This is a genomic window from Salinibacterium sp. SWN167 (assembly GCF_015864665.1).
Classification (GTDB): domain Bacteria; phylum Actinomycetota; class Actinomycetes; order Actinomycetales; family Microbacteriaceae; genus Rhodoglobus.
Genome location: NZ_JADYWU010000001.1, coordinates 1,451,351 through 1,476,981 on the forward strand (window position 1 = coordinate 1,451,351; position 25,631 = coordinate 1,476,981).

Consider the following 25,631-nt stretch of genomic DNA (forward strand, 5'->3'; position numbering starts at 1 on the left):
AACGTGAAGAGCAGTGGTTATCGCTGGATAGAGACACACTCCTTCAGCAGTCGATAGAAGACGTCAGCGTTCGCCGTCAATGCGACGTAGGCGTTCGGTTCTTCTATGCCTCGGTGACGAACGTCGATAACAGTCCTGCCGAAGGTGCGCACTCCTGTTGTCTCGATGCCGACGTGAAGGTGGTTAAGAGGAAGGACAGCGGGGTCGAGCAGATACGCGATGCAGACGGCATCGTGAATGGGGGCGCTGTCGGGAATCGCCTGTGGCTGGCTTTCATCGTGGGCGACGATGCGCTGTTGGATACAGATCGCGGTCGCCAGACCAGCGGGGGTACTGAGAGCGTGAAGCTCGGATGCCTGTGCTCCGGTGACGAGTGCGTCGTGCGTCGCGTCGAGGGGAACCAGAACAACTCGCTTGAAGCCGGCTTTGAAAACGACGTCAGCAGCTACGGGGTCATGCCAGATGTTCGATTCTGCCGACGGCGTTGCGTTGCCGAAAGCGTGCGCGCCACCCATGATGACGATCTCGTCGACCTTCTCGATGATCGAGGGGTCGAGGGTGATCGCAGCCGCGATGTTTGTCAGTGGACCGACTGGCACCAGCGTGATGGGTTCAGTACGAGCTCGCAGCGTCTCGACTAACCACTCGACAGCGCCCTGCGTTTGAGCAACCGAGGTGGCGGGCGGGAGGTCGAGCTCCTTCGGGTGCATCTTTCCGCCGCTGTGATCGTCCGAAGGGCTGGGCTGCGGTACGCCGATAGGGCCGAATGGCTCATCGAGTCCCCGATAGACAGGGATGTCGGAGCGGTTGATGTAGTCGAGCACGCGAAGCGTGTTGTCAGTCGTATTCTCGACCGGACGATTGCCCCACACGGTGGTGCACGCAACGAGGTCGATCTCTGGCGATAGCGCTGCCATCATGATTGCAATCGCGTCGTCAGTTCCTGTGTCGACATCGAGGATGATTGACCGTGGCATGTAATGTGCTCCTTCTTGGTTGGTGATGATGAGGATCAGACCGCGAGTGCGGGGTCTGTCCGGAAGCGATCGTTCAGCATTTCTCCACGGAAGTCCTCGCGTGGGAACTCGCCGTCAGCGAAGACGACGACGCCGCCGCATACGGTCACGCTCGGCCACATCCGCAATGTCATGCCGGCGTAGGGCGAGTAATCGATGGGCGAGTGAAGATCTTCGATCCGTACGACTCGCTCACCTTCCTCAAGGATGACGAGGTCGGCATCCATACCGATTGCGACCTTGCCTTTGCCTTCGAGACCGAATCTCACGGCGGCATTGCGCGAGGTGAGTTCGATGAGGCTTTCCATGCTCATGCCGTTGTCCACGACAAGGTGCGTCAAGAGCAGCGGGAGCATGAGGCCGATACCGGGCAATCCAGGCTTGGAAGTTTCCCAGTCAGTTTTTGCGGCGCTTGGCCATTCGTTGTGGTCGGATCCGAAGAAATCGATCTCGCCCGCGAGAACTGCCTCGGTAATGGCGTCGGAAAGACTGCGGTCGCGGATGGGCGGGGCAACTTTGCCCTCCGGACCAATTGCCGACTCAGTGCTGAGCACCATGTAGTGGACGCATGATTCGAGCGCCGCTCCCGGGTACCCCAGAGCCCTCCGAGCTTTGATGGCTTCCAAGCTGGAGACGTGCACGATCGATACTTGGCAGCCTGCTTCTTCGGCAAGGTAGAGAGCAGTCCACGCGGCGTCCCCTTCGGCGATGGTGGGGCGCGAACGTTCCCACCCTGCGAGTGAGTCGAGCCCCGCGGTGCTCTCCGTTTGCATCGCCGCGTCGACGATGTCGCCGTCCTCGGCGTGTACCAACGCTTGAGCGCCGTTCGCGACGATCGCGGCGAAGGCTTCCCGCATTTGCGCGTGGTTGAGGCTTCCGATTCCGCCGAGGTTCTTGGCCTCTTCACCCCGGTAGGGCATGAAGATCTTGAAGGTGCGCATGCCTTCCTTGGTCGCCTGTTCGATTTCCGAAACCTGGCCCATATTCATGAGGCAGCCGTGGAACATCACATTGATCTGAGACTGAGCGCGTGCTGCGGCAAGACCATCGTGGAACGAGTCAAGAAGCGACGGGGTGCCGAACTGTACGTAGTTGAGCGCAGTCGTGCAGCCACCGGCCAGTGCGCCGCGCGACTCAGCGGAGAAGTTGTCGTCCGGACCAAGGCCGGGAATGTGGTTGTATTCGTCGGCGCGCTGGTTGATGTGAGCGTGGGAATCGATCGCGCCGGGAATCACCCAGCGGCCCGCAGCATCTGTGGTTTCGGCCGCGTAGCCCAGATCTTGCAGGTTGCTCGACATCGCGACGATGACGCCGCCCTTGATGCCGATGTTGTAAAGCGCGTCGTCGTCGGAACGAATCTTTGCGTTCGCGATGACGAGGTCAAGCTGCTCGGCAGGCGCGAAGGCGCTGTGATCGTGGGACATTACTGTGCCATCCATTCAGTCTTCAGATAATCGGTGTCTAGGTAACGTTCGGAAAGTTGCGTGCGGTACCACTCGTCTCGCTCTGCTTCATCGAGGGCTCGGTACTCCCGCCACAGGAGTCCGATGGCTACCCCGGCGTAAAGCTGGTAGTCGAGAACATGGGCGAGCGCCTCGTGGTCGTTCAGGAGTGCGTCGGCGCTTTCCGCGGTGAGCGTTTGAGGGGCCAACGTGACGAAGTCAGCGAAAGCTGCGCTCTCGACCGCTGCGAGTGAGTCAACGTGGGGTCGTCCTTCTGGGCGGGAATCGACGTACGTCACGAGATCGTCGTACAGGTCGAGCCATTGGCTCCGTTGAGGCTCATCGAGCCAGAGTGCAGAGCTGAAGAGCATGAGGGCGTGGTGTCGGATCATTGTGTAGTCGTCCACGAGCCCGTCGAGCTGAATCTGAAGAATGTCGTTTGTGATCGACATTTGGATGCGGCTGGTGTCGGTCAGCAATGTGCGGTACGACGGGTTCGCGTCGAGCACGGGAGCGTAAGCGATCTCGATGAGTCGGAGAAAGAATGCTGCATTGGGAAGATGCCAAATGCGGCGAACTTCTTGGCTCGAGTCCAACCACGTCAACATGAAGTTTCCGAAAGTCCAGTCAGCCTCGTCGTCGGCGAGGACACCGACGACCTCGGCGCGATGCGCAACGGGCCCCGCTAAGGAGAGCAGGTGATCAGAATGCGACTGGGCCTTCGCTACCCACGCTGGCACATCAGCCGTGACAACGGGGGCACAGGTTGGTGCGTGGTGGTGAGGCGAGGGGAGTGAGGAAAGAGCCACAGCCTTGGTTCCTTTCGAATCGCCGGATGAACGTGCGATGTGAGGTTTGTTTAGCGATCTACGCGGGTAGATTGTGGACTATACAAACAGACCGCTTTGTCAGGGTCAAGCACTAATTTTGAAAACGGACCACTGATTACGCAGATTTAACGTCTGAGAAACATGTAAATTTGCGTGAATTCTTTCTGCACGCATGTTTATTGCCTACCCGCGTAGATATTTTTCGGGTAAAGTGATTTTTCTTTAGCCATCCACCCTGGATTGCGACATGATCGTTTATGCGGCGTGTGCGCCGTCAACGTGCTTTGAACGGCACAGGGGAAAGCACTGCTGAACGGGGAATCGGATACACCGTGGTAACCAGAGACGATGTTGCTCGCGAAGCGGGAACCTCTACTGCCGTTGTCAGTTACGTCATGAACAACGGCCCCCGCAATGTTGCGGCGCCGACGAAACAGCGTGTGCTCGATGCGGTCGCTCGGCTCGGTTACCGCCCTAATGCCACTGCTCGTGCTTTGGCCTCAGCTTCCAGCACGGTATTGGGGCTGATCGCTTCGGACATCACCAACCCCTACTGCAGCGAGCTTGCCATCGAGGTGGAGAACTCCGCACTTGCCCGTGGCCATTCTCTGCTGCTCGGAAACGCCATGAATAGCGATGAGAGGCAAGCACGCCACCTTCGGTCGTTCATGGAGCACCAAGTGCGCGGGATTCTCTTCGTCGGAAGCACGGACGAGCGTCGTTCAAGTCATGAAGAGACGTCTAGTGTGCTTGAGGGCAACCACACACCACTCGTGTTTTTCGACCGCCCGGCAAGCGAGCTTGGAGCGACCGCGATACTGGTCGACAACCGTGGTGGAGGTTTCGCCGCCACCTCTCACCTACTCGACCACGGGTACGAATCCGTTGCGTGTTTCTCTGGCCCGGCGCACCTGTATGGAGTCAGCGACCGACTAGCCGGGTGGGGCGATGCTCTCAAGGCAAAGGGTATGAAGGTCGACGACCACGAGGTATTCGAGAGCGAATTCGATCGCTACAGCGCTTTCGCGCTCGCACGGGATATTTTTGCGCGACCCACGCGCCCGCGGGCAATCTTCGTCCATAGTGATGAGCAAGCGTTCGGAATCATGACCGCGGCGACGCAAGCGGGGCTCAGCATTCCCGAGGACCTGGCGCTCATTTCTTTCGATGGGCTCAAGGAATCGAGCATCGTCTTGCCCCGCCTCACGACCGTCCAGCAACCGTTCCACACTGCGGCCTCGCTCGGGGTGGATGTTCTTCTTGACGCAACTCCGGGTTCTCAAGAAGCGCCCCACAATCGTGTTCTTCCGCTGGACCTCACCATTCGTGAAAGTTGCGGCTGCAGATAATGGCTGGCTCGGCCTGCTAAGACTCGTCCTTCTCGTCCTTGTTGCGCTTCGCAGTAATCAAGAAGATCGCTACTCCCGCAACTAAGACCAAGGCGATTGCTCCGCCCACGAGCACGACCGTGCCGGCGTCTGCGGCAGCAGCGTCACTATCCGCTTCGTCCTGCGCTGGGTCGGTTGCATCTGCCGGGGGAGTGGACTCCTCAAGTGTTCCGCCGCCACAGACTGGAGGCCCGCTCAGTGGGTCGGAGATCGTCTGGTCGGCATCCGGTTTCCACGTGAAGTCGATTTCGTCTGACACGGTGTGGCCATCGGCGGAGACCAGTTGCCAGAGCATCCGGTAGTCGCCTGCTTCACCCAGGGTCGCGCCGGTCGACAGCGTTGCATCGCGGATGGTGAAGCAACCGTCACCGTAGTACCCGCCGCTCGAATCCAAGATCTGAATCGCGAACCCGCCGCCGTCACCCGCAAGGTCGAGCAGGGTGTCGTTTGTGGTGACCGAGAACTCGTCGGGGAGCACGGTGAGGGTGTCGCCCTCAAGCGGCGTGCTTTCGACGAGGTAGTTGTGCGCGTACGCGGGCGCGGCCACGAGCAGCGTGAGTGCTGCTAGCGTGGCCGCGCCGAACGCGGCGCCTCTGCGAATAGCTTGACGCATAGGGTGAACTACTTTGCGGTGGGGCGGCGGAAGGCGAAGGCTGCTACGAGACCGGCGAGGCCAGCGACGAGGCCGGCGATGCCGAGACCGCGGGCAACCGGGTCGCCGCTGCTTGCGGAATCGGCGGAGTGCATTTCCTCTTCGGTTTCGTCAGCGTCGTGGTCACCAGTGTCGCTGTCAGCTGCAGCGTCGTGGTGGTCGACCGCCTCGTCGTTGACGTAGAGGATCGGCGCCGGCTTCTCTGCATCCTCTTCGACACCGTTCCAGCTCACGACGCTGCCATCGGTGTAGCTCTGGTCTGCTGCGAGTACGACACTTCCGACATCAGGAACCGGGCCGAGGGAGACGGGCAGCAGCAAGAGTCCGCCATCACCGAGCTCTGAGCCGGGCTGAGCGGTCCACACGATCGAGGTCACCGCCTCCGTGATCTCGCTTTCGCCGATCATGACAGGCTCGGGCAGTTCGCTGCGCACGAGTTGAGCATCCCAGCCGGCTACCGGCACGAAACGTACGCTCGTGAAGGGAGTGTCGGTAGGCAAAAACAGCTCAACCCGGTTCGTCTTTTCGGTTTCAGATTCGTTGGGAACCTTGACCGTGATGAGGGCGTAGTCGCCAGGGTTTGCCTGACCGGGATCGATCGTGACGTGGGCCATGGCGGCGAGTGGTGCTGCAATGGCGAGGGCGGCTCCCGCCGAGAGCGCGAGTGCAGCTTTAGTGAAATTCTTCATTAGTTTCTTTCTCAAAAGGGGTCGCGAAAGTGCGACAAATATCGGGGATGCTGGGCGGCGTAGTGCTAAACCGCAGGCATGGTGGCTGGTGGGCCCCGATAACGCGTGATGGAGAGAACTCGTGCAACAAGCGGCGTTGCCGGCGCTGCGACAGGCACAACGCGGAACTCGAGAATGCGTGTTCCGGCGATGCTCGCGGATGAGAGAAGCCGCGACACAAAGACGCGGGCCGTTTCGAACAGCCCCCAGAAGGCAACCTCGGCGTAGCGGAACATCAGGATAGTGATCACGGCGGCCGCGAGATGCGAGAGTGACATGGCAGAATCCGCGGTTTGCGCCGCCGAGCTGAAGTCGAATGTCATGGCCGCCATGTCGTGTGGCGCGATGCCTTCCGGTGCCAGCATTGAGCTGAAGAGCGTGTGATACATCCCCTGGCTGGCAAGAATGGCGGCGCTCAGGCGAACCATTGAGACGGTGCGTCCGGCCAACAGGGTGCAAATGGCGACTGAGATCACCAGCGAGACGCCAATACCGAACAGTGACGGAGCGACACCGCCCGCGATTTGGTGAGAAATAGCTGCCGCAAACGTTGCGAACAGCGCCGCGAGACTGCCACGAAGCACGCGCATGGCACGGGTATGCATCGGGCTCCTTCTGATCGGCGGCGTTAGCTACTCAAGCCTAGTTCGTATTGCGGTGCTGCTAGATCGGGCGAGCACGGGCTGAGGGGATGAGGGAGACTCGCCGAAACGCCGCCGGTAATTGTGACGGAGACTGAACGAATATCGGGTTAGGCTCGTTATCAAGGTATTTACTCAAGGAGAGGAACCGGCATGGCCCGAATTGGGGAAAGCGCGGACCTGCTCAAGTGTTCCTTCTGCGGCAAAAGCCAAAAGCAGGTACAGCAATTGATCGCCGGTCCGGGCGTCTATATCTGCGACGAGTGCGTAGATCTGTGCAACGAGATCATTGAAGAGCGTCTTGCTGAAGCTGGCGAAGAAACGTCGAGCGAATTTGACCTGCCTAAGCCGCGTGAAATCTACGACTTCTTAGAGGAATACGTCATCGGCCAAGAAGCAGCTAAGCGCTCGCTTTCGGTAGCCGTCTATAACCACTACAAGCGTGTTCGTGCCCGCAATACCATCACTTCGGCAGATGCCGTGATTGATGATGTCGAGATCGCTAAGTCGAACATCCTGCTGATCGGTCCTACCGGTTGCGGAAAGACGTATCTCGCACAAACTCTCGCTAAGCGCCTCAATGTGCCCTTTGCCGTTGCGGATGCCACTGCGCTCACCGAGGCTGGCTACGTCGGCGAGGATGTCGAAAACATTCTCCTCAAGCTTCTGCAGGCTGCTGACTATGACGTCAAGCGTGCTGAGACGGGCATCATCTACATCGATGAGATCGACAAGATCGCTCGCAAGGCAGAGAACCCCTCCATCACCCGCGACGTGTCAGGCGAGGGTGTGCAGCAAGCGCTCCTCAAGATTCTTGAAGGCACTGTCGCTTCTGTTCCGCCGCAGGGCGGTCGCAAGCACCCGCACCAAGAGTTCATTCAGGTGGATACCACCAACGTGCTCTTCATCGTTGCCGGTGCATTCTCTGGTCTCGAAGAGATCATCTCGAACCGTGCGGGCAAAAAGGGCATCGGCTTCGGTGCTCCGCTGCACAGCAAGGGCGACGATGTGAACCTCTTCGGCGAAGTTCTGCCAGAAGATCTCCACAAGTTTGGTCTCATCCCTGAGTTCATTGGTCGTCTGCCTGTTGTAACCACGGTTACACAGCTCGACCAGGTGGCTCTTATGGACATTCTGACAACGCCAAAGAATGCGCTCGTACGCCAGTACCAGCGCATGTTCGAAATCGACGGCGTTGAGCTTGAGTTTGAACGCGATGCACTCGAGTCAATCGCTGATCTTGCCGTGCTGCGTCAGACAGGTGCTCGTGGCCTTCGCGCGATTCTCGAAGAAGTGCTCGGTCCAATCATGTTCGATGTTCCATCCGACGAAACTGTTGGCCGCGTCATTGTGACGAAGGCGGCCGTGCTGGAGAACGCAGCACCCACGATCATTCCTCGTGAACCCGTGCGTGCCGAGAAGTCGGCCTAACCGCACCGCATAAAAGCGCAGGCGACCCACTGGGTCGTCTGCGCTTTTTCGTTTTCGGGCACGCACGCGACCGCGAACACGCCCGAAGTGTGCCTTCTGTCGCGCCGAAACACTGGGTTGCCTGTGCCGGTGGTCTCGTGGCCATTGACAGAGAGACGCACTTAATTCTATGGTTTGTTTAGTCCTGAACTAAGGGGAACCAATGGCGATTCGTCCGATGGCACGTACCGATGTAAACCGGTCAGCAATCCTTGCTCACCTGGGTGCACACGGTCCGGCATCCCGTGCTGAGCTCGCTCGCACGCTGAGCCTCTCACCGGCGCTCATGACGCAACTCACTAAAGACCTGCTTCATGACGGACTTTTGCGAGAACTCGAACACCAGGCATCGCAGGGCGGACGACCGGCACGGATGCTCGGCCTCGTCTCGAGCGCTGGGCGCGCGGTTGGCGTGAAGGTGGCCTCCGATCACGTGGCATTCGTTGAGGTCGGAATCGATGGCACCGTGCTGCGAACGGCTAGCGAGCCCTTTGATGCCGCGGCGACCACCATGCTGATGTCACTCGCTGGGTTGCTTCGATCCTTCATCGCTGGCGGCTCATCCGCGCCGCTCCTCGGCATCGGAGTGGGCGTTCCCGGCTCCGTCGATTCTCAAGCCGCGGGGGTGGTGAGTTCCACGCAGCTGAAGTGGAACAACGTGCCGATCGGCGCAACTCTGCGTCGCGAACTGGGACTCCCCGTTCTCGTGGAAAACAACGTGAACGCTCTCGCGATGGCGGAGCGTCTCTACGGTCTCGGCCGTCGTCATCGCAACTTTCTCGCCGTGACGATTGGAACCGGTATCGGAGCCGCAATCGTGATTGACGGTCTCATCGTTCGCGGCTTCGGAGGTGGTGCTGGCGAAATCGGCCACATTCCGGTGCGTGAGGATGGTCCCCGCTGCACATGCGGAAACATCGGATGCCTTGAGACATTCGCGTCGGAGAGCGCGCTCGTGGCGACGGCTCGCGATCGCAACGTCATCGCTCCCGGTGCAGGAGTTGCGGCACTCCGTGACGCAGCAGATCGTGGAAATCCGGCTGCCATCGCCGTCTTTGGCGAGGCTGGCCACCTGCTGGGCCGAGCAATTGCGGGGCTTGTGCACGTGCTCGATCCTGAGGTCGTGATCCTACTGGGGGAGGGCACAGCCGACTGGGGACACTGGTCTTATGGTTTCGAACCGGCTTTCCGCGCTGCGCTCATTCCCGCGCGACGGGGCATCCCGGTTGCTGTCGAGACCTGGCAAGACGCCAGTTGGGCTCAGGGCGCTGCCACTCTCGTACTTGCGACTCCGTTCGACGCTGAGGGGATTGCGGGAGAACAGGGTGACCTCGTCCGTCAGCGTCTCGTGCAGCAGGCCTCCCCGCAGGAGCGCTCCTGATGGTTCTCCCGACCGTTCTCAGAGCGCCAGCGGCGCCACCACCGCGATACGCGCCCCTCAGCCGAAAGAAGAAACGCGCTAGCGCAGGCTATGTGCTTACCGTGCTCGCATTCCTGCTGCCGAGCGCAATCCCGCTGACCCTCTTCGTGCTTGGACCCATGGTCGCGGCCGCGTGGATTAGCTTCACCGAGTGGAACCTGATCACTCCGATGGAATTCATCGGATGGGAAAACTACCGTTCCCTTCTCGCCGACGAACGCACCGGGCAAGTCTTCCTGCACACCATCGGCTACATCGCCGGGTACCTGCCGCTCGTCTACATCGGGGGACTCGCGTTAGCGCTCGCGCTCAACCAAGCGCTCAAAGGGCGTTCGTTCTGGCGGGGCATCTACTTTCTGCCTGTCGTCACGAGTTGGATCGCCGTGGCCATTGTCTGGCGTTGGCTGCTTAACCCCAACAACGGTGTCGTCAACCTCGCGCTTGGCTGGTTCGGCATCGATGGCCCCGGTTGGTGGACCGACCCCGACTGGGCAATGGTCTCGATCATCCTTGCGAGCTCCTGGAAAGACCTCGGCTTCGTGATGGTCATCCTGCTCGCTGGGCTGCAGACGATCAACCCCGATCTGTATGACGCCGCCAAAGTCGATGGCGCTGGGGCGTGGAAGCGCTTCTTCAATGTCACGCTCCCGATGCTGAGCCCAAGCACGTTCTTTGTCATCGTGATCTCGCTGATCAATGGGTTCCAAGTCTTCGACCAGGTCTATGCAATGACGGGCGGCGGACCGGGCGGATCAACGCAGGTGGTCGTGCAGCAGATTTACGACCTCACATTCCGCTACGGCGCTGCGGGCGAAGCATCCGCCCTCTCCTGGTTGCTCTTCATCGTGATTCTCGCGGTTACCGTCATTCAAATTATTGGACAAAAGAGGTGGGTTCACTATGGCTAAGTCGCCGCGCACTCGCCCCCGGTCGATCGTCTTGCATGTCGTTGTCATCGCCGGCGCGATTGCGATGTTCTTCCCCTTCTTGTGGACGTTCATCACCTCGATCACTCCGGGCGCTGGGTTTTCCATCGCTCCACAGCTGTGGCCCGAAAACCCATCATTCGAGGCATACCAAACACTGTTTACGGAGCGACCATTCGGTCGGGTCGTCGCGAACAGTATTGGGCTCGCCCTCGTGACTACGCTGGCGCAACTTTTCACGAGTGCCACCGCTGCCTACGCCTTCAGTCGACTGCCGTTCCGCGGTCGCGGCGTTGTCTTCGCGGTCTACCTCGCCACCATGATGATTCCGCTCCAGGTGCTCATCGTGCCGCTCTTTGCTGAGCTCAAGGCATTCGGGTTGCTCGACACCTACCTCGGTGCGCTGCTCCCGACGTTTGCGAGCGCCTTTGGAATCTTCTTGCTTCGCCAGGCCGTGAATCAGGTTCCCCGAGAGCTTGATGAGGCGGCGAAGCTTGATGGTGCTGGTCACTTCCGAGTGTTTACCCAAATCATCATCCCGAACATCCGCCCCGCACTCGCAACGCTGACCGTATTCGCCTTCATGAGCAGTTGGAACGCGTTTTTGTGGCCACTCGTCGTGCTGCGCTCACCCGAGTTGCAGACACTGCCGATCGCTCTAGCGGGGCTTCAAGGTCAGTACACGACCGCGTGGGACGTCGTGATGGCCGGCTCGATCGTGAGCATCTTGCCGATGCTCGCGCTCTACATTTTCGCCCAAAAGTACATCATTCAGGGCGTCGCAAGCTCAGGGATCAAATAAGGCCCCGAGGCACCAGAGATCCATTCATAACCTGACATCAAAGGAGATATCTAGCATGAAACGTTCACTACTTGCTGCGGGAGGAATCGTCGGCGTCTCAGCACTGCTGTTGAGTGCCTGCGCCAGCGAACCTGCCGCCGAAGACGGCCCGGTCACGATCACCTACTCGAATTTCACCTCTTCGGGCGGCAACGAAGACAACCTTCAGACGATCGTTGACGCGTTCGAGGCAGAGAACCCCAACGTCACTGTTGACATCACGACGCTTCCCTACGGCGACTACTTCACAACCCTCCAAACCGACCTCGCGGCCGGGACAGTGGCGGATGTCGTCGACACCAACTACGACTTCTTTCCGCAGTTGGCTTCGAGCGGTTCACTCGCGCCTCTCGAAGTGACTAACCCCGAGTCCTACCGTGAGTCGCTCATCGACGCGTATGCCGTTGACGGCACCAGTTACGGGCTGCCCAGTTCATTCTCCGATGTTGTGCTGTATTACAACGCTGACCTCTTCGATGCGGCCGGACTCGACTACCCAACGAGTAGCTGGACCTGGGCTGACGAGCAAGCGGCAGCGGAAGCTCTCACCGATTCCGCTAGCGGAACCTGGGGTGACCACCAGCCGGTGTCGTTCTACGAGTTCTACAAGGTGCTCGACCAGAACGGTGCATCGTTCTTGAGTGACGACGGAACCTCCGTCGCGTTCAATACCGCGGCAGGCATCGAGGCAGCCGAGTGGCTCACAGACAAGAGCGGCACTGTAATGCCCACGATTGAAGAGGGTCAGGGCACAGCAGACTTCGACACTAACCTGTTCCTCGAGGGCAAGCTCGGCATGATGCACTCCGGCGTTTGGGTCTTCGGTGCACTTGCCGACGCACCATTCGCGTGGGACATCGCCGTTGAGCCTGGAAATACCCAACAGGCCAGCGCAGTGTTCTCTAACGCGGTCGGTGTGTCAGCAGCATCCGACCACATTGCCGAAGCAACCGCGTTTGCCGAATTCTTGACGTCGTCGCAGACAATGATCGATGTTCGTCTCGATAGCGGTTGGGAACTTCCTCCCACGAGCGACGAAGATCAACTCGCCGTCTACCTGACCAAGGACACTCCGGCTAACCGCCAGGCCGTCTTTGACTCGCTCGACACGATTGCGCTTACCCCACTGGTCGAGAACGGCCAGCAGGAGATGCAAGACATCGTCACCGAGGAACTGATCGAAGCACAGGCAGGACGCAAGTCAGTCGCCGACGCTCTGGCCAGTGCTGAAGAACGCATCAACGCCGTAATCGGATAGTACGTCTCCCGAGTGAGGCCCATCCCGTTGACGCGAGATGGGTCTCACTCCCAGCCGGCCCAGGAGGGCACTTCATGACTTCACGCCTGGACGACGAGTCACTCGCGTCGCTCGCAGCGCACAGCGTCGAGCTGATCTCCACGTTGCAGCACCCCAGCGGGGCGTACCCCGCCAGCCCTACCTTTTCGGCATACACCGGCTACTCCTGGTTTCGTGACGGTGCCTTCATCGCTGATGGCATGTCGAGCGCCAACGCCATTGAATCTGCCTCACGCTTCTTCGACTGGTGTGCGAGCATCCTTATCGCTCGCCGGGCCCAGATCGAGACCATCGAGCGAGCCGAAGCGGCAGGCACTCCGCTCGATAATTCCCAGATGCTTGCTACCCGTTTTACCTTCGATGGCGCCGAGGGCGACGACGACTGGTGGGACTTTCAAACCGACGGCTACGGCACGTGGATGTGGGCGGCAGTCGCGCACTCCCGGCGACACGGGCTCGGTCTTGAGCGGTGGCGTGAAGGCATCGAGCTTTCCGTCCGCTATCTGCTCGCGACGTGGGAGCGCCCCTGCTTTGACTGGTGGGAAGAGTTCGAGACCGAACGTCACGTGTCAACGCTCGGCTGCGTCATTGCGGGGCTGAGTGCTGCGGTATCCGCGGATGTGCTCCCCGCTGATATTGCCACCCGAGCGACGGTCGCCACGACCGCTGCCAGAGAGATCATCGAATTGGATGGTGTTCGCGACGGCCACCTAGTCAAATGGTTAGGGTCAGTTGCCGTCGACGGTTCCCTTGCCGCGCTCATCTCCCCGCTGGCCGTTGTGGATGGCGCGAGCGCTCTCGCCGCTGCTTCTACCGCGCGCATCGACCACGAACTCACGGTCGACGGTGGTGTGCATCGCTACCTCGGCGACACGTTCTATGGCGGTGGCCAATGGCCGCTACTGAGTTGCATGCTCGGATTGGCCTATGCGGCCGGCGGAGACACTGCACGCGCACGCAACCAACTGGAGTGGGCGGCCAGCACGGTGACTGCGGAGGGATTCCTGCCAGAACAAGTCGACGATGACCTGCTTGATCCCAGCCGTGTTGCCGAATGGCAGGAACGCTGGGGGAGTGTGGCTACACCGCTGCTTTGGAGTCACGCAATGTATGTGCGCCTCGCCGTCGAGATTGGCATGTACTCGCCACCAGCAGAGTGGCCGGCGTCAGTCGCGACCACCGAAAATCATTTCAGAAACGAAAGCGAGACCGACTAGTGCTGAGGCATAGACCACTGGGTTCGGGACATCCGTACTCTGTCGACACCGAACAACGTCACCCCGCCGTTCCGATTGCGGGCGAGGCCCTCCGGCTTGGCGTTCGTGCCACAGCGGATGTCGACGTTGTCACTCTCGAATGGGATGACGGACAGTCGGTCACCGACTTCGCCCTCGAGCGAGTGCAACAGCGCTCGCGGGGTCAGGCCGTCGACGGCGGCCACCTCGCCTCGGCGCAAGCGAAACTGGCACGAACGAGCACCGGTTTCGCTGTTGATGTTTCCCAGCTCCGAGCAACGGCCCGGTATCGCTATCGGTTCGTCGGTGGCCCCACGGCAGCACCGCGCTCGCAGTTCACCCGCTGGTTCGACGTGCGAGTGGCCGGATGGCGCGCTGCGCCCGATTCGATCGTTGCCGCTGACGAGACGGTTGGCCTTGTCGCCGGCAGCACCACTGTTCTCGACGACGGCGAACGCATCCACCGGGTTCGGTTCGCACTGCGGCTCGACGAGCGCGAGCACGTCTCCGGCTTCGGCGAACGGTTTGATGCCCTCGACCAGCGCGGTGCGAGCCTTGATTCGGTTGTTTTCGAGCAGTACAAGTCTCAGGGTGCGGAACGCAAGACGTACCTGCCGATGCCATTCGCTCACGTCATCGGCGCCCGCGGGTGGGGCTTTCATGTGCGCACCAGCAGACGTGTGTGGTTTGACGTAGCCGAGAGCAATGCCGGCCTGCTGCGGATCGAATCAGAGGTCGATTCGCCCAGTGACGCATCCGAAGTGCTGTCGGTTGGTGGCTATGCGGGAACGCCGGCGGAAGTTCTCGATCAGTTTCTCGGTGAGGTCGGGCGCCCCGAAGTGTTGCCGAGTTGGGTTCACCGTTTGTGGGCGAGCGGTAACGAATGGAACACTCAAGCCGAGGTCATGCGTCAAATGGATGCCCATCGGGAGCACGGCATCCCGGTCGGGTCTGTCGTTATCGAGGCATGGAGCGACGAAAGCACGTTCACGGTGTGGCGGGACGCGCACTACGCGCCGAACGACAGCGGTGGGCCGCTGCGGCTCAACGATTTCAGTTTTCCCGCGGAGGGTGCGTGGCCCGACCCGAAAGGCATGATCGACGAGCTGCATGATCGCGATGTGCGCGTGCTGCTGTGGCAGATCCCGCTCATCAAGATGCGCCCGCATCCGGTGGGGCAAGCGCGGTTCGATGCCGAGGGCGCGCAGCGAGACAACGTGCTCATTCAGGATGAGACGCCGCGCGGTGCGCTCAAGCCGTACCGCAATCGTGGCTGGTGGTTCCCGCTCTCGCTGATGCCAGATCTCACCGACGAACGTTCTGCGCAGTGGTGGACGGAGAAGCGTCGCTACCTCGTAGAGGACATGGGCGTCGACGGCTTCAAGACTGATGGTGGTGAGCACGCGTGGGGCTCTGAACTGCACTATCAGGATGGCCGCCGCGGCGACGAGAAGAACAACACCTTCCCGGTGCACTACGCCCGCGCCTACGGCGATCTCCTCAGGAGCGCTGGCAAAGCGCCGGTGACGTTCTCGCGCGCCGGGTATACGGGATCGCAAGCCCATGGAGCTTTCTGGGCCGGAGACGAGAATTCCACGTGGGATGCCTTCCGCTGGTCGCTGTTCGCCGGGCTCAACGCGAGCGCGTGCGGCATCCTTTATTGGGGCTGGGATCTCGCTGGTTTCAGTGGCGACGTGCCCACGGCAGAGCTCTACGTTCGTTCACTCGCTGCCGCGGCCTTCGTGCCGATCATGCAGTACCACTCGGAGTTCAATCACCATCGATCACCGAGTCGTGATCGAACGCCCTGGAACATCGCCGAGCAATCGGGGGACGCGCGCGTGCTCGAGATGAGCCGCAGCATCGTCGAATTGCGCGAGCGTCTCGTGCCGTACCTCACCGCCGAGAGCGAGTGGGCGGTTTCTGCTGGCACGAACGTCATGCGGCCGCTGTTCTTCGACTGGCCCGACGATGAACGCCTCTGGGGGCAACCGTTGCAGTGGATGCTCGGGCGCGACATTCTCGTATCGCCCGTGATCGACGAGGGCGCCACCGAACACACGGCGACTCTTCCTCGTGGCGGCTGGGTTTACGCGTTCACTGGCGAACGGGTCGCGGGCGGCGGCGTCGATACTCGCGCAGTGCCGTGGGATGAGGTGCCCGTGTATGTGCGGGCTGAGGCCTGGGATCGTCTGGCGCCTGTCTTTAAGAGCTAGACAGGAAGTGGTGTTCCTGAGGGCGATCGCACCGGGCAAGTGCATCGCAGCCGAATTCGGGGGAAGCTGCGAAGAGATCGCCCTCAGGACACCGTGCTAGGTGACGTCTAAGACTGAGGGGGGCGCGACAAGCGCGACCCGCACTATTGTGCACGACCACTGGGGGTTAGCGAAAGGTTTTCACGATTTTTTGTGAAGCGAGCACAATAAATCGTCCTCAGGTGCAGTTTTGGTAGGAGTTTCGGACAATGCGTCCCTTGAGTTCGCGCGGTTGTGGCGCAAAAAACGCGGCAGTCTCCGAAAAGACTGCCGCGTTTCTGGCGTGACTGGGCGCCCAGTTGGGGCGCCGAGCGCAGTGGCGGTGCTGCGGGCTAGTTCAGTCCGCGACGGTTCAGTAGGGGCTGCAACTCGGCATCACGGCCGCGGAAGTCACGGAACGCTTCGAGCGGGTTCTTCGACCCGCCAACGCCGAGGAGCCGTGTACGGAAGCGGTCGCCGTTCGCCCGGGTGAGTCCACCGTTTTCGGTGAACCACTCGACCGTGTCGGCATCCAACACTTCACTCCAAATGTAGGAGTAGTAGCCGGCGTCATAGGCCGAGTTCGCGAAGATGTGCTGAAAGTAGGTGCTCGAGTACCGGGGCGGCACCGCGGGGTTGTTGAGCCCGACCTCGGCCAACGCTTGCGCTTCGAACGCCGCGACATCCGTCACGTCGTCATCGGCGGTGATGCGGTGCCAAGCCTGGTCGATGAGGGCGGCAGCGAGGTATTCGCTCGTGAGGAACCCCTCGTTGAACGCGGCGCTGGCCTGGATGCGTTCCACAATCTCGCGGGGCATGGGGTCACCGGTCTCGTAGTGCTTGGCGTAGTTATCGAGAACCTCGGGCCAGAGCATCCACATCTCGTTGACTTGGCTGGGGAACTCAACAAAGTCGCGGTAGGTGTTGGTTCCCGCAAACTTCGGGTACGTCACGCGAGCGAACAGGCCGTGCAGTGCGTGTCCAAACTCGTGGAACAGCGTGTTGACCTCGTCGTAGGTGAGGAGCGTGGTCTCACCCGCGGCGGGCTTCGGCACGTTGAGGTTATTGGTGACGATCACTGGATGCCCGAGCAGGTCCGACTGCGAGATGAGCGAATTCATCCACGCTCCGCCGCGCTTCGAGTCGCGCGTGTAGAGGTCGAGAGTGTAGAGGCCGACCTCGCTGCCATCCTCGTTTGTGACCTCGAAGACACGAACGTCGGGGTGGTATGCCGGCAGGTCGCGACGTTCAGTAAAGGTGACGCCGTAGAGCTGGGTCGCCGCAAAGAACACTCCGTCGCGCAGCACGCGCTCGGCCTCAAAATAGGGGCGCATCTGGGTGGTGTCGACGTTGTACTGCTCGGCGCGCACCTTCTCGGCATAGAACGCCCAGTCAGCGGCGGTCACTTCGGTGCCCGCGAGCTTTTCTAACGCAGCGTGCTCTTCGCGAGCGTTGCGTGCCGCGGCAGGAGCGAGCTTGCCGAGCATGTCAGCGACTCGCTGCGGGTTTTGGGCTGTCTCGTCGGCGGTAACCCAGGCGGCATGACTTTCGTAGCCGAGAAGGGCGGCGCGCTGCGAACGCACCTTCGCAATCTCCAATACGAGTTCGCGGTTATCGAACTTGCCACCGCGGATGCCACGCGAACGTGACGACGCCATCACCCGGCCGCGAACATCAGCATTCTTCAGCACCGAAAGGTGGGGCTGGTTCGTGGGCAGAATCAAGGTGATGAGGTATTTGCCCGTGAGTCCACGATCGTTGGCTGCACCGGCAGCCGCAGAAATCTCTGACGGCTCGAGACCATCAAGCTCCTGGATGCTGTCTACAACAATCGCAAGATCGTTGGTGTCGGCAAGCAGGTTCTTCTCGAACTTCGTGGTGAGAGTGGAGAGGCGCGAGTTGTAGTCGCGCAGGGTCGCTTTGGCGTCTTCGGAGAGGCCGGCGCCGGCGAGGGTGAACTCGGTGAAATAGCGCTCAACAAGGTAGCGGGCTTCGGCATCCAACTCGGTGTCGTCGAGGCCTTCACGGATGCTGCGAATGCGTTCGTAGAGCGCGCTGTTGAGGCTGATGGCGTCATTGTGCGCGGCAAGTTGGGGAGCGATGACTTCTTCGAGTGCATCTGAGGCTGCATCGCCATCGGCTGACGTCTTGTTGAAGAACACGGTGGCAACCCGGTTGAGCAGCTGGCCGCTCTTTTCGAGCGGGATCATCGTGTTCTCGAACGTGGGCGCGTCTGCCTGCGAGGTGATCGCTTCAATCTCTGCGAGCTGCTCTGCCATGCCTTTGTCGAAGGCCGGTGCGAAGTGCTCATCTTCGATATCGGCAAAGGGGGGCATGCCGAAGGGCAGCGTGCTGGGCTCAAAGAAAGGATTGGTCATGCATCCACTCTATTCTCGTCAGTATGACTAGCGAGCGTTATACCCACGGCCATCATGAAAGTGTGTTGAAGTCGCACACCTGGCGCACGATCGCCAACTCCGCGGCGTACTTCGAGCCGCACCTTGAGGCAGGGCGTTCGTTGCTCGATATCGGCTGCGGGCCGGGCACGATCACAGCGGAGTTTGCCGACCGATTGGCCCCCGGCCGCGTTGTCGGGCTGGATGCCGCTCCCGCAGCGATAGAAAAAGCCTCGGCTTTCACCGCCGCCAACTTGAGTTTCATCGTGGGCGACGCCTATGCGTTGCCGTTCGAGGACAACACTTTTGATCTCGTGCATTCGCATCAGACTCTGCAGCATTTGGGTGATCCGGTCGCGGCTCTCGTGGAAATGAAGCGCGTCGCTAAACCGGGCGGACTCATTGCGGTGCGAGACGTCGATTATGCGGGCACCATTTGCTTCCCCGAGCTGCCGGGGCTGAAGGTCTGGGCCGACCTCTACGACGCGGTGCACCGCAGCAATGGGGGAGAACCTAATGCGGGCCGGCGGCTGAAGTCGTGGGCGATGCAGGCCGGGTTGGCTGACGTCACCACGTCGGCATCGATCTGGAACTTTTCCGACGACGTCGACCGGGAGTGGTGGGGAAGCATGTGGGAGGCGCGGGTGCTCCAATCGGCTTTTGCCGAGGATGCTCTGAGCAAGTCGTTGGCGACTCCGGATGTGTTGCAGGAGATTAGCGCTGCGTGGCGCGAGTGGGCTGATTCGGCTGAGGGATGGATGGCGATGCCGCACGGGGAGATCCTGGCGCGCGTTTAGCGCCAGCATCGGGCGCCTCTAGCAGCCGATGCCGGTGGGGTTGGCGATGCAGTCTTGGTCGACGAGCACTGTGGTGGCGTGCCCGGCGGTCGCTGTGAGGGGCGGCGCGATGATGGTGAGGGTGCCGACGACGTTCTGCCAGCTGCTGCCGGCGACACGGTATTCGGCGGCGTAGGTGACGGCGAGGGTGATCGTGTAGTTGCCGGGTTCTTCGTAGACGTGGCTGGCGGGCGTGGGATCGAACTCGGTGATCCGGTATTTGTCCCAGGTTTTGCCGGGGTTGCTCGTGGTGGCGGTGCTGCCGTCGCCGTAGTCCCAGTTGTAGGCGATGGGGGTGAATCTGACTTGCGCGGTGCCACCGAAAAGGGTGCCGTCGACAACATGGGCGGATGTCGTGGCGTAGAAGTTGGTGTCGAGGCCGACGATCATCCACTGGTTGGGTTGCATCCCTGCGGCGGGGGCTTGTGGGCGAAAGCTGGCGATGTCCGAGATCGTGATGGGGCCGGTCTCGCCGTCGGCGTCCTCGGCCGGCGGAGTCCACGGCACGCATTCGATGCGCTGGAGGTCGCACCACGCTTCCTCGACGCTGTCGAGCTCATCGTCGACGGGAATGTAGGCGACGCCGTCAGCGTCGTAGTCGGAGTCGTGGTTTCCGCCGCCAGAACCTGGCAGAACAGCGGAGCCTTCAATCTCTACAGCGCCTGTGTCGGACTCCGCCGTGGCACATTGGCCGGCGACATTCGCCTCGAAACTACAAGCCATAGCGGGCAGCGAACTCGCTACGCTGCCTATCAGCAAGCAACCGCCGAGCAAGGTGCCGCCAATTACTAGCAATAGCGCCCTGCGCGGGTTCAACATGCGTCGGTGCTCCATATGTCGCGAGCCGAGACGAGTAGCGTGTTCGAGTCGGGGCTGAGGTCGAAGACGACTTGCATTGTCATCGCCGACACCGGGGCTTTCGGCCCAATTTTTTCGCCTTCACGGTAAATCGACAACTTTGATAAGTCGTCGCAGAGGTACACCGCGATCACCTCATTTGGAGAAGAATCGCGCGAATAGCGCTGGAGAACGACTTGATTAAAGGATTCGTCGCCCACTAGGTAGCGACCATCGGCCACCCGCTCCTCAAACTCCTCAAGCAATTCAACCAAGTGCTCTCCGCTAGCAACGCTGGACAAAGCAGTCGGGTCAGTTACGCCTTCTCGATATGTTTCGAGCGTCACCCGCGTATATTCCGCATAGGCCTCTTCAGCCGCAGCCAGCGCTTCTTCGTCGGTCGCATAGGGCGCAACAAAGGTGGTGGTCGGCTCGGCTGGGGTGGGGGACTCAGAAGGCACGCATCCGCTCAACGTTGCGAGGAGGAGCGTGCCTATCGAGAGTCGGACGAGGTTCGGTAGCCGCATACAACGACGCTAAGCATTCAGCGCGAAGTGAGCGCTCAACTGTCCACAACAGCAGTCGAGGCTAGGAGGCAGCTTCTTCTACGGAAACGCTGCCGTTCGCACTCTGGCGCACGATGGTGCCGTCGTCGAGTTCGGCGACGGGACGCGATTCGAGCCACGTGAGGGTCCATCGCCACGCGCTCGTATCGAGGTGGGCGACATCCGCTTCAACGCCGGCGATCGCTTCGCGCATTTCTGCGGAAAGACGATCGGGCACAGCATCGCCGACCGACCATCGTGTGCCGAGCTGCACTACACGCTCTTTTCGTACAAGATCCACGACGTGCGGTCCGCGACCTTGTCGTAGAGGCGCTTGGCGCTGTCGTTCTCCTTGTTGGTGATCCAGCGGAGCTTTCCGCCACCATCTTCTGCGGCACGCGCAGCGATGTCGTCAATGATCGTTCCGGCAACTCCGGCACCACGGTGCTCAGGGTCGACGTAAAGGTCATCCATAAACCAGCCCCACGAAGCAGTGAAGGTGTCGGGCAGACGACGGTAGAGACCAAAGGCACACACAATTCCGGGATCGGGAGCGCCCTCAGGAGCTACAGCGACGACCGCATTGAGCTGTGCTGAGTCATCCATGAGCCATTCCCAGACGCCCTGAACGATGGCATCGGTGAACTCGGTTTCGTAGAACACTCCGTAGTTGACGAAGTGGTCTTTCCACACTTCGAAATCGGTTTCTTGAATATCGCGAACGGTGTACGAAGGCTTCTCTGAGTTCGTCATTTACTCAACAATACGCGGTTTTGGGGTTCGACGCCGAACTCAACGCCGAACCCTCGGTAGACCTTTAGACCGAAGCTTCGGGTGTCGCTTCAACCAAAACGATGTCGCGAACCTCAATCTCTTCCGCTTCAACAATCGTGAGGTCATGGATGCGACCCACAGCCTTCAAATCGTCGATGGCCGCAGCGATCAGGGCTGGTCCCGCGAGGGTAGCCGAGGTCACTTCGGTCTTCTGCGAAGCCTTCGCGTCTGTTTTAGCGCGTCGGATGCTGATGAGCGCTTGGCTAACCGCGTGGAACAGTCCGCTCGGCTCTGCCGTAACACCGAGTTCGTCGGCGGTAGGCCACGAAGCGGAATGCACTGAGGTGTCGTGCGTCCAGCGCCAGACCTCTTCCGTAGCGAACGGAAGGTACGGCGCGAACAAGCGCAAGAAAACATCGATCGCGGTGTGCAGGGCACGGTTAGCGCTGGCCTGAGCTTCGGGAGTTCCCGCCCCATAAGCGCGTTCTTTCACGAGCTCGAGGTAGTCATCGCAGAAGGTCCAGAAGAACTTCTCCGTGACTTCAAGTGCTTTGGCGTGATCGAAATTATCCAGAGCAGTGGTGGCCTGGTCAACGACCGACGCGAGTTCGGCGAGCATTTCGAGATCCAGAGCCTCGGTAACAACTGCATCCGACGCGGTCGCCGATGCTGCAGGCGCCGGGAACGAGTAAACGAACTTCGACGCGTTCAAGACCTTGATCGCGAGTCGGCGACCGATCTTGATCTGCTTCGGGTTCTGCGGGTCAAAGGCCGCGTCAGTACCGAGGCGACTGGATGCTGCCCAGTAGCGCACCGCATCCGAACCGTGGTCATCGAGCATGCCCTTGGGCGTCACAACGTTGCCCTTGGACTTCGACATCTTCTTGCGGTCGGGGTCAACGATGAAGCCAGAGATGCCGGCGTTGCGCCACGGCACAGTGCCGTGCTCGAGTTCAGAACGCAGCGCGGTCGAGAACAACCACGTGCGAATGATGTCTTGGCCTTGGCTGCGCAGCGAGTAGGGGAATACGAGGTTGAAGAGCTCGGGGTCGGTCTCCCAACCACCAGCAATCTGCGGGGTCAGGGATGACGTTGCCCACGTATCCATGATGTCGAGTTCGCCCTCGAAGCCACCGGGAACACCACGCTGGTCTTCCGTGTAGCCGGGAGCGGTGTCGGAGGACGGGTCGATCGGCAGCGAAGCCTCGCTGGGAACGATCGGGGCACCCTTTTCACCATCAGCGTCGAGCTCGTACCAGACGGGGATCGGCACACCGAAGAAGCGCTGGCGCGAAATGAGCCAGTCGCCCGTGAGGCCGCCAACCCAGTTGTCGTAGCGAACCCGCATGTGGTCGGGGACGAAATTGATCTGCTCGCCCGCCTCAAGTAGGCGGTTACGCAGCTTCTCGTCGCGCGCACCATTGGTGATGTACCACTGGCGCGTCGAAATAATCTCGAGAGGCTTGTCGCCCTTTTCGAAGAACTTCACCTGGTGCTGAATCGGCTTGGCATCGCCGATCATTTCGCCCGACTCCTTGAGCAGAGCAACCATGGCAGCCTTCGCGCTGAAGACCGTCTTGCCCGCGAGCTCGGCGTAGGCAGCCTGAGCGGCGTCGCCCACAATGACATCGGGAGCGTCGGCAATGATGCGACCGTCGGCACCGATGATGGTGCGGTTCGGAAGATCGAGTTCACGCCACCACACAACGTCGGTGACGTCACCGAACGTACAAATCATCGCGATGCCCGAACCCTTGTCTTGCTGAGCAAGGTGGTGGGCCAGAATCGGAACCTCAACACCGAAGATTGGCGTCGTGACCATCGTGCCGAAGAGGTGCTTGTAGCGCTCGTCATCGGGGTGAGCCACGAGAGCGACACAGGCCGGCAGAAGCTCGGGGCGGGTCGTCTCGATGTGGATGTCGTCGCCATCCGCCTGGTGGAAAGCAAGACGGTGGTAGGCGGCAGGCTGCTCTTTGTCTTCGAGCTCAGCCTGAGCAACAGCGGTGCGGAACGTGACATCCCACAGCGTCGGAGCGAACGCCTGGTAGGCCTCGCCGCGGTCAAGGTTGCGCAAGAATGCACGCTGAGCGGCACGCTGAGCGTCATCACCAATGGTGCGGTAGGTGAGGTTCCAGTCAACGCTCAGACCAAGCTGGCGCCAGAGGTCTTCGAACTGCTTTTCGTCTTCGGCGGTCAGCGTCTCGCACAGTTGAACGAAGTTGCGACGAGAAATCGGCAACTGCGCGGCAGCCTTCGTCGACTTGCCTTCGCCGCCTTGCTGAGGAGGCTCGAAGCCTTCGTCATAGGGGAGCGTGGGGTCGCAGCGCACACCGTAGTAGTTCTGAACCCGACGCTCGGTGGGCAGACCATTGTCATCCCACCCCATCGGATAGAAGATCTCTTTGCCGCGCATGCGCTGGAAGCGAGTAACCAGATCCATGTGGGTGTAGCTGAAGACGTGGCCAATGTGCAGGCTGCCGGATGCCGTTGGCGGGGGAGTGTCGACCGAGAATACGCAGTCAGACCCCTCAGCAAGCGCCTTCTGGCGATCGAACCGGTAGGTGCCCTCGTTCTCCCACACGGGAGCCCACTTGTCTTCGAGGCCTTCTAGGGCAGGTTTTTCGGGAACGCTCGACGACATAATTACTCCGGTTCGATATGTGCGGCACCGAGTCAAAGAAGAGGTGCCTGAGTGTGAGGTGTAGTACCAATCGTAACGGACAGCGTCGCATGAGGTCGCGCCGCGCGAGGACGTCTAGTTCTTTGTCACCGTGACTGTTTTGTGGGTGAGGTTTCCCGCACCATCCTCTAGCGTCACCGTATAAATCTCGGTCTCGTTGCTGCACTGGTAATCAAAGGTATACGTCGCGGTGGTGGGAACTTCTTCATACGGCTCCTCCTTCGCGTTGGTGGTGCGCACCCCAAACCACGCCATGGTCGCGTTGGCGCTACTCCACGCGAAAGTGAGCTGACTTGTTGGGTTCGCGTCGGTGCAGTTTGCACTGGTAGGCGCGCTGAAGGTGGCGAAGGACGGACTCGCGGTTGCGGGCGGCGGAGCAGTCGTCGGCTCAGCACTCGGCTCGGCTTCCTCCACGGCAGAAGCGCTGGGCGTGGGAGTCTCGCTCGGTGTGGCCGAAGGGCTTTCCGTTGGCACCGGCGTGATGTCGCCACCAGACCCGCGAGAGAACAGCAACGTCAGCATGATGACGACCGCGATCAGCAGCACCCCACCAATGATCGACAGGATAATGAGGAGCTTGCGAGACTTGGGCTGCGGAGATGTCGGAGGATCGATCGGTGGCTCCCCGCCACTAGGAGGTGGGGCTGCTCCCGCCGGCTCAAACCGCACCGTGGGCGCGTCACCATTTTGAGCATCGAAACGTTTGGTGGGTTGATCGTCACTCATGGCTTAGCTCCAGGATGGGGGATCATGCAAGCAGTCCAGCGTGGCTGAAGCCTAACCCCACGCCTCGCTCCTGTCGAGAGGATCTCAGCAATCGCGCAGCTCAGCGATCGTGTGGTGAGAAAGGCACGAGCGCGGTGTCGAACGCGCGGTCCACGAAGGGGGCGAGTCGTCCGCGCTGCGGGCCAGCGTTGGCCCACTCTTGGGCAGCCGAGACGACACACGCGATGAGAGCGTAGGCCTGCGTGCGCGCGGTCGCCGCACCCACCCCGTGGCGCTCGAGGAAGCCACTCAGTAGGCGAGCCTGAGTCGCAAAGCGGCTCATTGCAGACGCCTGCAGTTCCGTCGCGCTACCGATCAGGTCGTACTGGGTGAGCACAAAAGGCACGTGGCGCGATTCCAGCTCGGCCAGCGAACGCAACATCGCCTGACGGATAGCGAGCGGGGCGGATGACGCGTCGCCGGCGTCGGTCGGCTGATCAGCCAGCGCCGCCCTCAGTCGCTCGGTCGCGGCATCCAGCTCAACCCAAAATACTTCGCCTTTAGCGTCGAAATAGTTGAAGAACGTGTTGCGGCTCACCCCGGCGCGGGTAGCAATCTGATCGACGGTGGTGCCGGTGTAGCCGTTCTCGAGAAACAACTCGAAGGCAGCCTCTTGCAGGAGTTCGCGGGATGCGGCGGGCGGGCGGCCACGGGTGGGAGTGCGGGGAGGCGTCACCG

Annotated in this window: 23 protein-coding genes; 9 read left to right on the top strand and 14 right to left on the bottom strand. The window is 60.8% G+C overall.

What is annotated here, in order from left to right:
• Positions 1-17: 17 nt before the first annotated feature.
• The 3 genes from I6E60_RS06985 to I6E60_RS06995 are packed head-to-tail and all read right to left on the bottom strand — an operon-like array spanning position 18 to position 3,267.
• Positions 18-977 carry a nucleoside hydrolase gene (locus I6E60_RS06985; protein WP_197179454.1) on the bottom strand — a complete coding sequence of 320 codons (960 nt, stop codon included), beginning with the start codon at positions 975-977 and terminating at the stop codon, positions 18-20.
• Positions 978-1,012: 35 nt separating this feature from the next.
• Positions 1,013-2,455: a dihydroorotase family protein gene (locus tag I6E60_RS06990; RefSeq protein WP_231601152.1), complete on the bottom strand. Its 1,443-nt coding sequence runs from the start codon at positions 2,453-2,455 to the stop codon at positions 1,013-1,015.
• On the bottom strand, positions 2,440-3,267 hold the full coding sequence (locus I6E60_RS06995; protein WP_197179456.1) for a hypothetical protein: 828 nt from the start codon (positions 3,265-3,267) through the stop codon (positions 2,440-2,442). Before I6E60_RS06995 ends, I6E60_RS06990 begins: the two co-directional genes overlap by 16 nt.
• Positions 3,268-3,620: 353 nt before the next feature.
• On the opposite strand from I6E60_RS06995, the gene I6E60_RS07000 reads away from it, so the two are divergent.
• Entirely contained in the window at positions 3,621-4,637 is a 1,017-nt protein-coding gene (locus I6E60_RS07000; RefSeq protein ID WP_197109784.1) for a LacI family DNA-binding transcriptional regulator, read from the top strand.
• 16 nt (positions 4,638-4,653) lie between these two features.
• Here I6E60_RS07000 and I6E60_RS07005 read toward each other — a convergent pair whose 3' ends face one another.
• From I6E60_RS07005 to I6E60_RS07015, 3 genes are all read right to left on the bottom strand, one after another.
• Complete coding sequence (locus I6E60_RS07005) at positions 4,654-5,289, bottom strand: copper resistance CopC family protein (protein ID WP_197179457.1); 636 nt, start codon at positions 5,287-5,289, stop codon at positions 4,654-4,656.
• A gap of 8 nt (positions 5,290-5,297) precedes the next feature.
• Positions 5,298-6,017: a YcnI family protein gene (locus I6E60_RS07010; protein WP_197179458.1), complete on the bottom strand. Its 720-nt coding sequence runs from the start codon at positions 6,015-6,017 to the stop codon at positions 5,298-5,300.
• Positions 6,018-6,082: 65 nt separating this feature from the next.
• Positions 6,083-6,661, bottom strand: a complete 579-nt coding sequence (locus I6E60_RS07015) for a hypothetical protein (protein WP_197179460.1) — start codon at positions 6,659-6,661, stop codon at positions 6,083-6,085.
• 189 nt (positions 6,662-6,850) lie between these two features.
• Here I6E60_RS07015 and clpX point away from each other — a divergent pair, with 189 nt between their 5' ends.
• The 7 genes from clpX (at position 6,851) to I6E60_RS07045 (ending at position 16,102) form a co-directional block, all read left to right on the top strand.
• The gene (gene clpX / locus I6E60_RS07020) at positions 6,851-8,128 is read left to right on the top strand and encodes an ATP-dependent Clp protease ATP-binding subunit ClpX (RefSeq protein ID WP_197124245.1); all 1,278 of its coding nucleotides are present in this window, start codon (positions 6,851-6,853) and stop codon (positions 8,126-8,128) included.
• Between the two features lie 202 nt (positions 8,129-8,330).
• Complete coding sequence (locus I6E60_RS07025; protein ID WP_197179462.1) at positions 8,331-9,548, top strand: ROK family transcriptional regulator; 1,218 nt, start codon at positions 8,331-8,333, stop codon at positions 9,546-9,548.
• Between the two features lie 92 nt (positions 9,549-9,640).
• On the top strand, positions 9,641-10,495 hold the full coding sequence (locus I6E60_RS07030; RefSeq protein WP_307784410.1) for a sugar ABC transporter permease: 855 nt from the start codon (positions 9,641-9,643) through the stop codon (positions 10,493-10,495).
• On the top strand, positions 10,488-11,315 hold the full coding sequence (locus I6E60_RS07035; protein WP_197124248.1) for a carbohydrate ABC transporter permease: 828 nt from the start codon (positions 10,488-10,490) through the stop codon (positions 11,313-11,315). The genes I6E60_RS07030 and I6E60_RS07035 overlap by 8 nt, the downstream gene beginning before the upstream one ends.
• A 55-nt stretch (positions 11,316-11,370) precedes the next feature.
• Positions 11,371-12,612, top strand: coding sequence for a sugar ABC transporter substrate-binding protein (locus I6E60_RS07040; RefSeq protein ID WP_197179464.1), 1,242 nt, complete (start codon positions 11,371-11,373; stop codon positions 12,610-12,612).
• Between the two features lie 74 nt (positions 12,613-12,686).
• Complete coding sequence (locus I6E60_RS14375) at positions 12,687-13,868, top strand: glycoside hydrolase family 15 protein (protein ID WP_231601153.1); 1,182 nt, start codon at positions 12,687-12,689, stop codon at positions 13,866-13,868.
• The gene (locus tag I6E60_RS07045) at positions 13,868-16,102 is read left to right on the top strand and encodes a TIM-barrel domain-containing protein (RefSeq protein WP_307841791.1); all 2,235 of its coding nucleotides are present in this window, start codon (positions 13,868-13,870) and stop codon (positions 16,100-16,102) included. The genes I6E60_RS14375 and I6E60_RS07045 overlap by 1 nt, the downstream gene beginning before the upstream one ends.
• A 371-nt stretch (positions 16,103-16,473) precedes the next feature.
• Here the strand turns inward: I6E60_RS07045 and I6E60_RS07050 are convergent, their stop codons facing one another.
• On the bottom strand, positions 16,474-18,498 hold the full coding sequence (locus tag I6E60_RS07050; protein ID WP_197179468.1) for a M3 family metallopeptidase: 2,025 nt from the start codon (positions 18,496-18,498) through the stop codon (positions 16,474-16,476).
• 23 nt (positions 18,499-18,521) lie between these two features.
• Here I6E60_RS07050 and I6E60_RS07055 point away from each other — a divergent pair, with 23 nt between their 5' ends.
• Positions 18,522-19,313, top strand: coding sequence for a class I SAM-dependent methyltransferase (locus I6E60_RS07055; protein WP_197179470.1), 792 nt, complete (start codon positions 18,522-18,524; stop codon positions 19,311-19,313).
• An 18-nt stretch (positions 19,314-19,331) separates the two neighbouring features.
• Here I6E60_RS07055 and I6E60_RS07060 read toward each other — a convergent pair whose 3' ends face one another.
• From I6E60_RS07060 to I6E60_RS07090, 7 genes are all read right to left on the bottom strand, one after another.
• The gene (locus I6E60_RS07060; RefSeq protein WP_231601154.1) at positions 19,332-20,075 is read right to left on the bottom strand and encodes a PKD domain-containing protein; all 744 of its coding nucleotides are present in this window, start codon (positions 20,073-20,075) and stop codon (positions 19,332-19,334) included.
• Positions 20,076-20,164: 89 nt separating this feature from the next.
• Positions 20,165-20,716: a hypothetical protein gene (locus I6E60_RS07065; RefSeq protein ID WP_197179472.1), complete on the bottom strand. Its 552-nt coding sequence runs from the start codon at positions 20,714-20,716 to the stop codon at positions 20,165-20,167.
• A gap of 61 nt (positions 20,717-20,777) precedes the next feature.
• Positions 20,778-21,008 carry a hypothetical protein gene (locus I6E60_RS07070; RefSeq protein WP_197179475.1) on the bottom strand — a complete coding sequence of 77 codons (231 nt, stop codon included), beginning with the start codon at positions 21,006-21,008 and terminating at the stop codon, positions 20,778-20,780.
• Positions 21,008-21,487, bottom strand: a complete 480-nt coding sequence (locus tag I6E60_RS07075; RefSeq protein ID WP_197124097.1) for a GNAT family N-acetyltransferase — start codon at positions 21,485-21,487, stop codon at positions 21,008-21,010. The genes I6E60_RS07070 and I6E60_RS07075 overlap by 1 nt, the downstream gene beginning before the upstream one ends.
• Before the next feature lie 64 nt (positions 21,488-21,551).
• Positions 21,552-24,149: a valine--tRNA ligase gene (valS, locus tag I6E60_RS07080; protein WP_197124257.1), complete on the bottom strand. Its 2,598-nt coding sequence runs from the start codon at positions 24,147-24,149 to the stop codon at positions 21,552-21,554.
• Positions 24,150-24,263: 114 nt separating this feature from the next.
• On the bottom strand, positions 24,264-24,914 hold the full coding sequence (locus I6E60_RS07085; RefSeq protein ID WP_197124259.1) for a hypothetical protein: 651 nt from the start codon (positions 24,912-24,914) through the stop codon (positions 24,264-24,266).
• Positions 24,915-25,014: 100 nt separating this feature from the next.
• Positions 25,015-25,629, bottom strand: a complete 615-nt coding sequence (locus I6E60_RS07090) for a TetR/AcrR family transcriptional regulator (RefSeq protein WP_197124261.1) — start codon at positions 25,627-25,629, stop codon at positions 25,015-25,017.
• Positions 25,630-25,631: the final 2 nt, after the last annotated feature.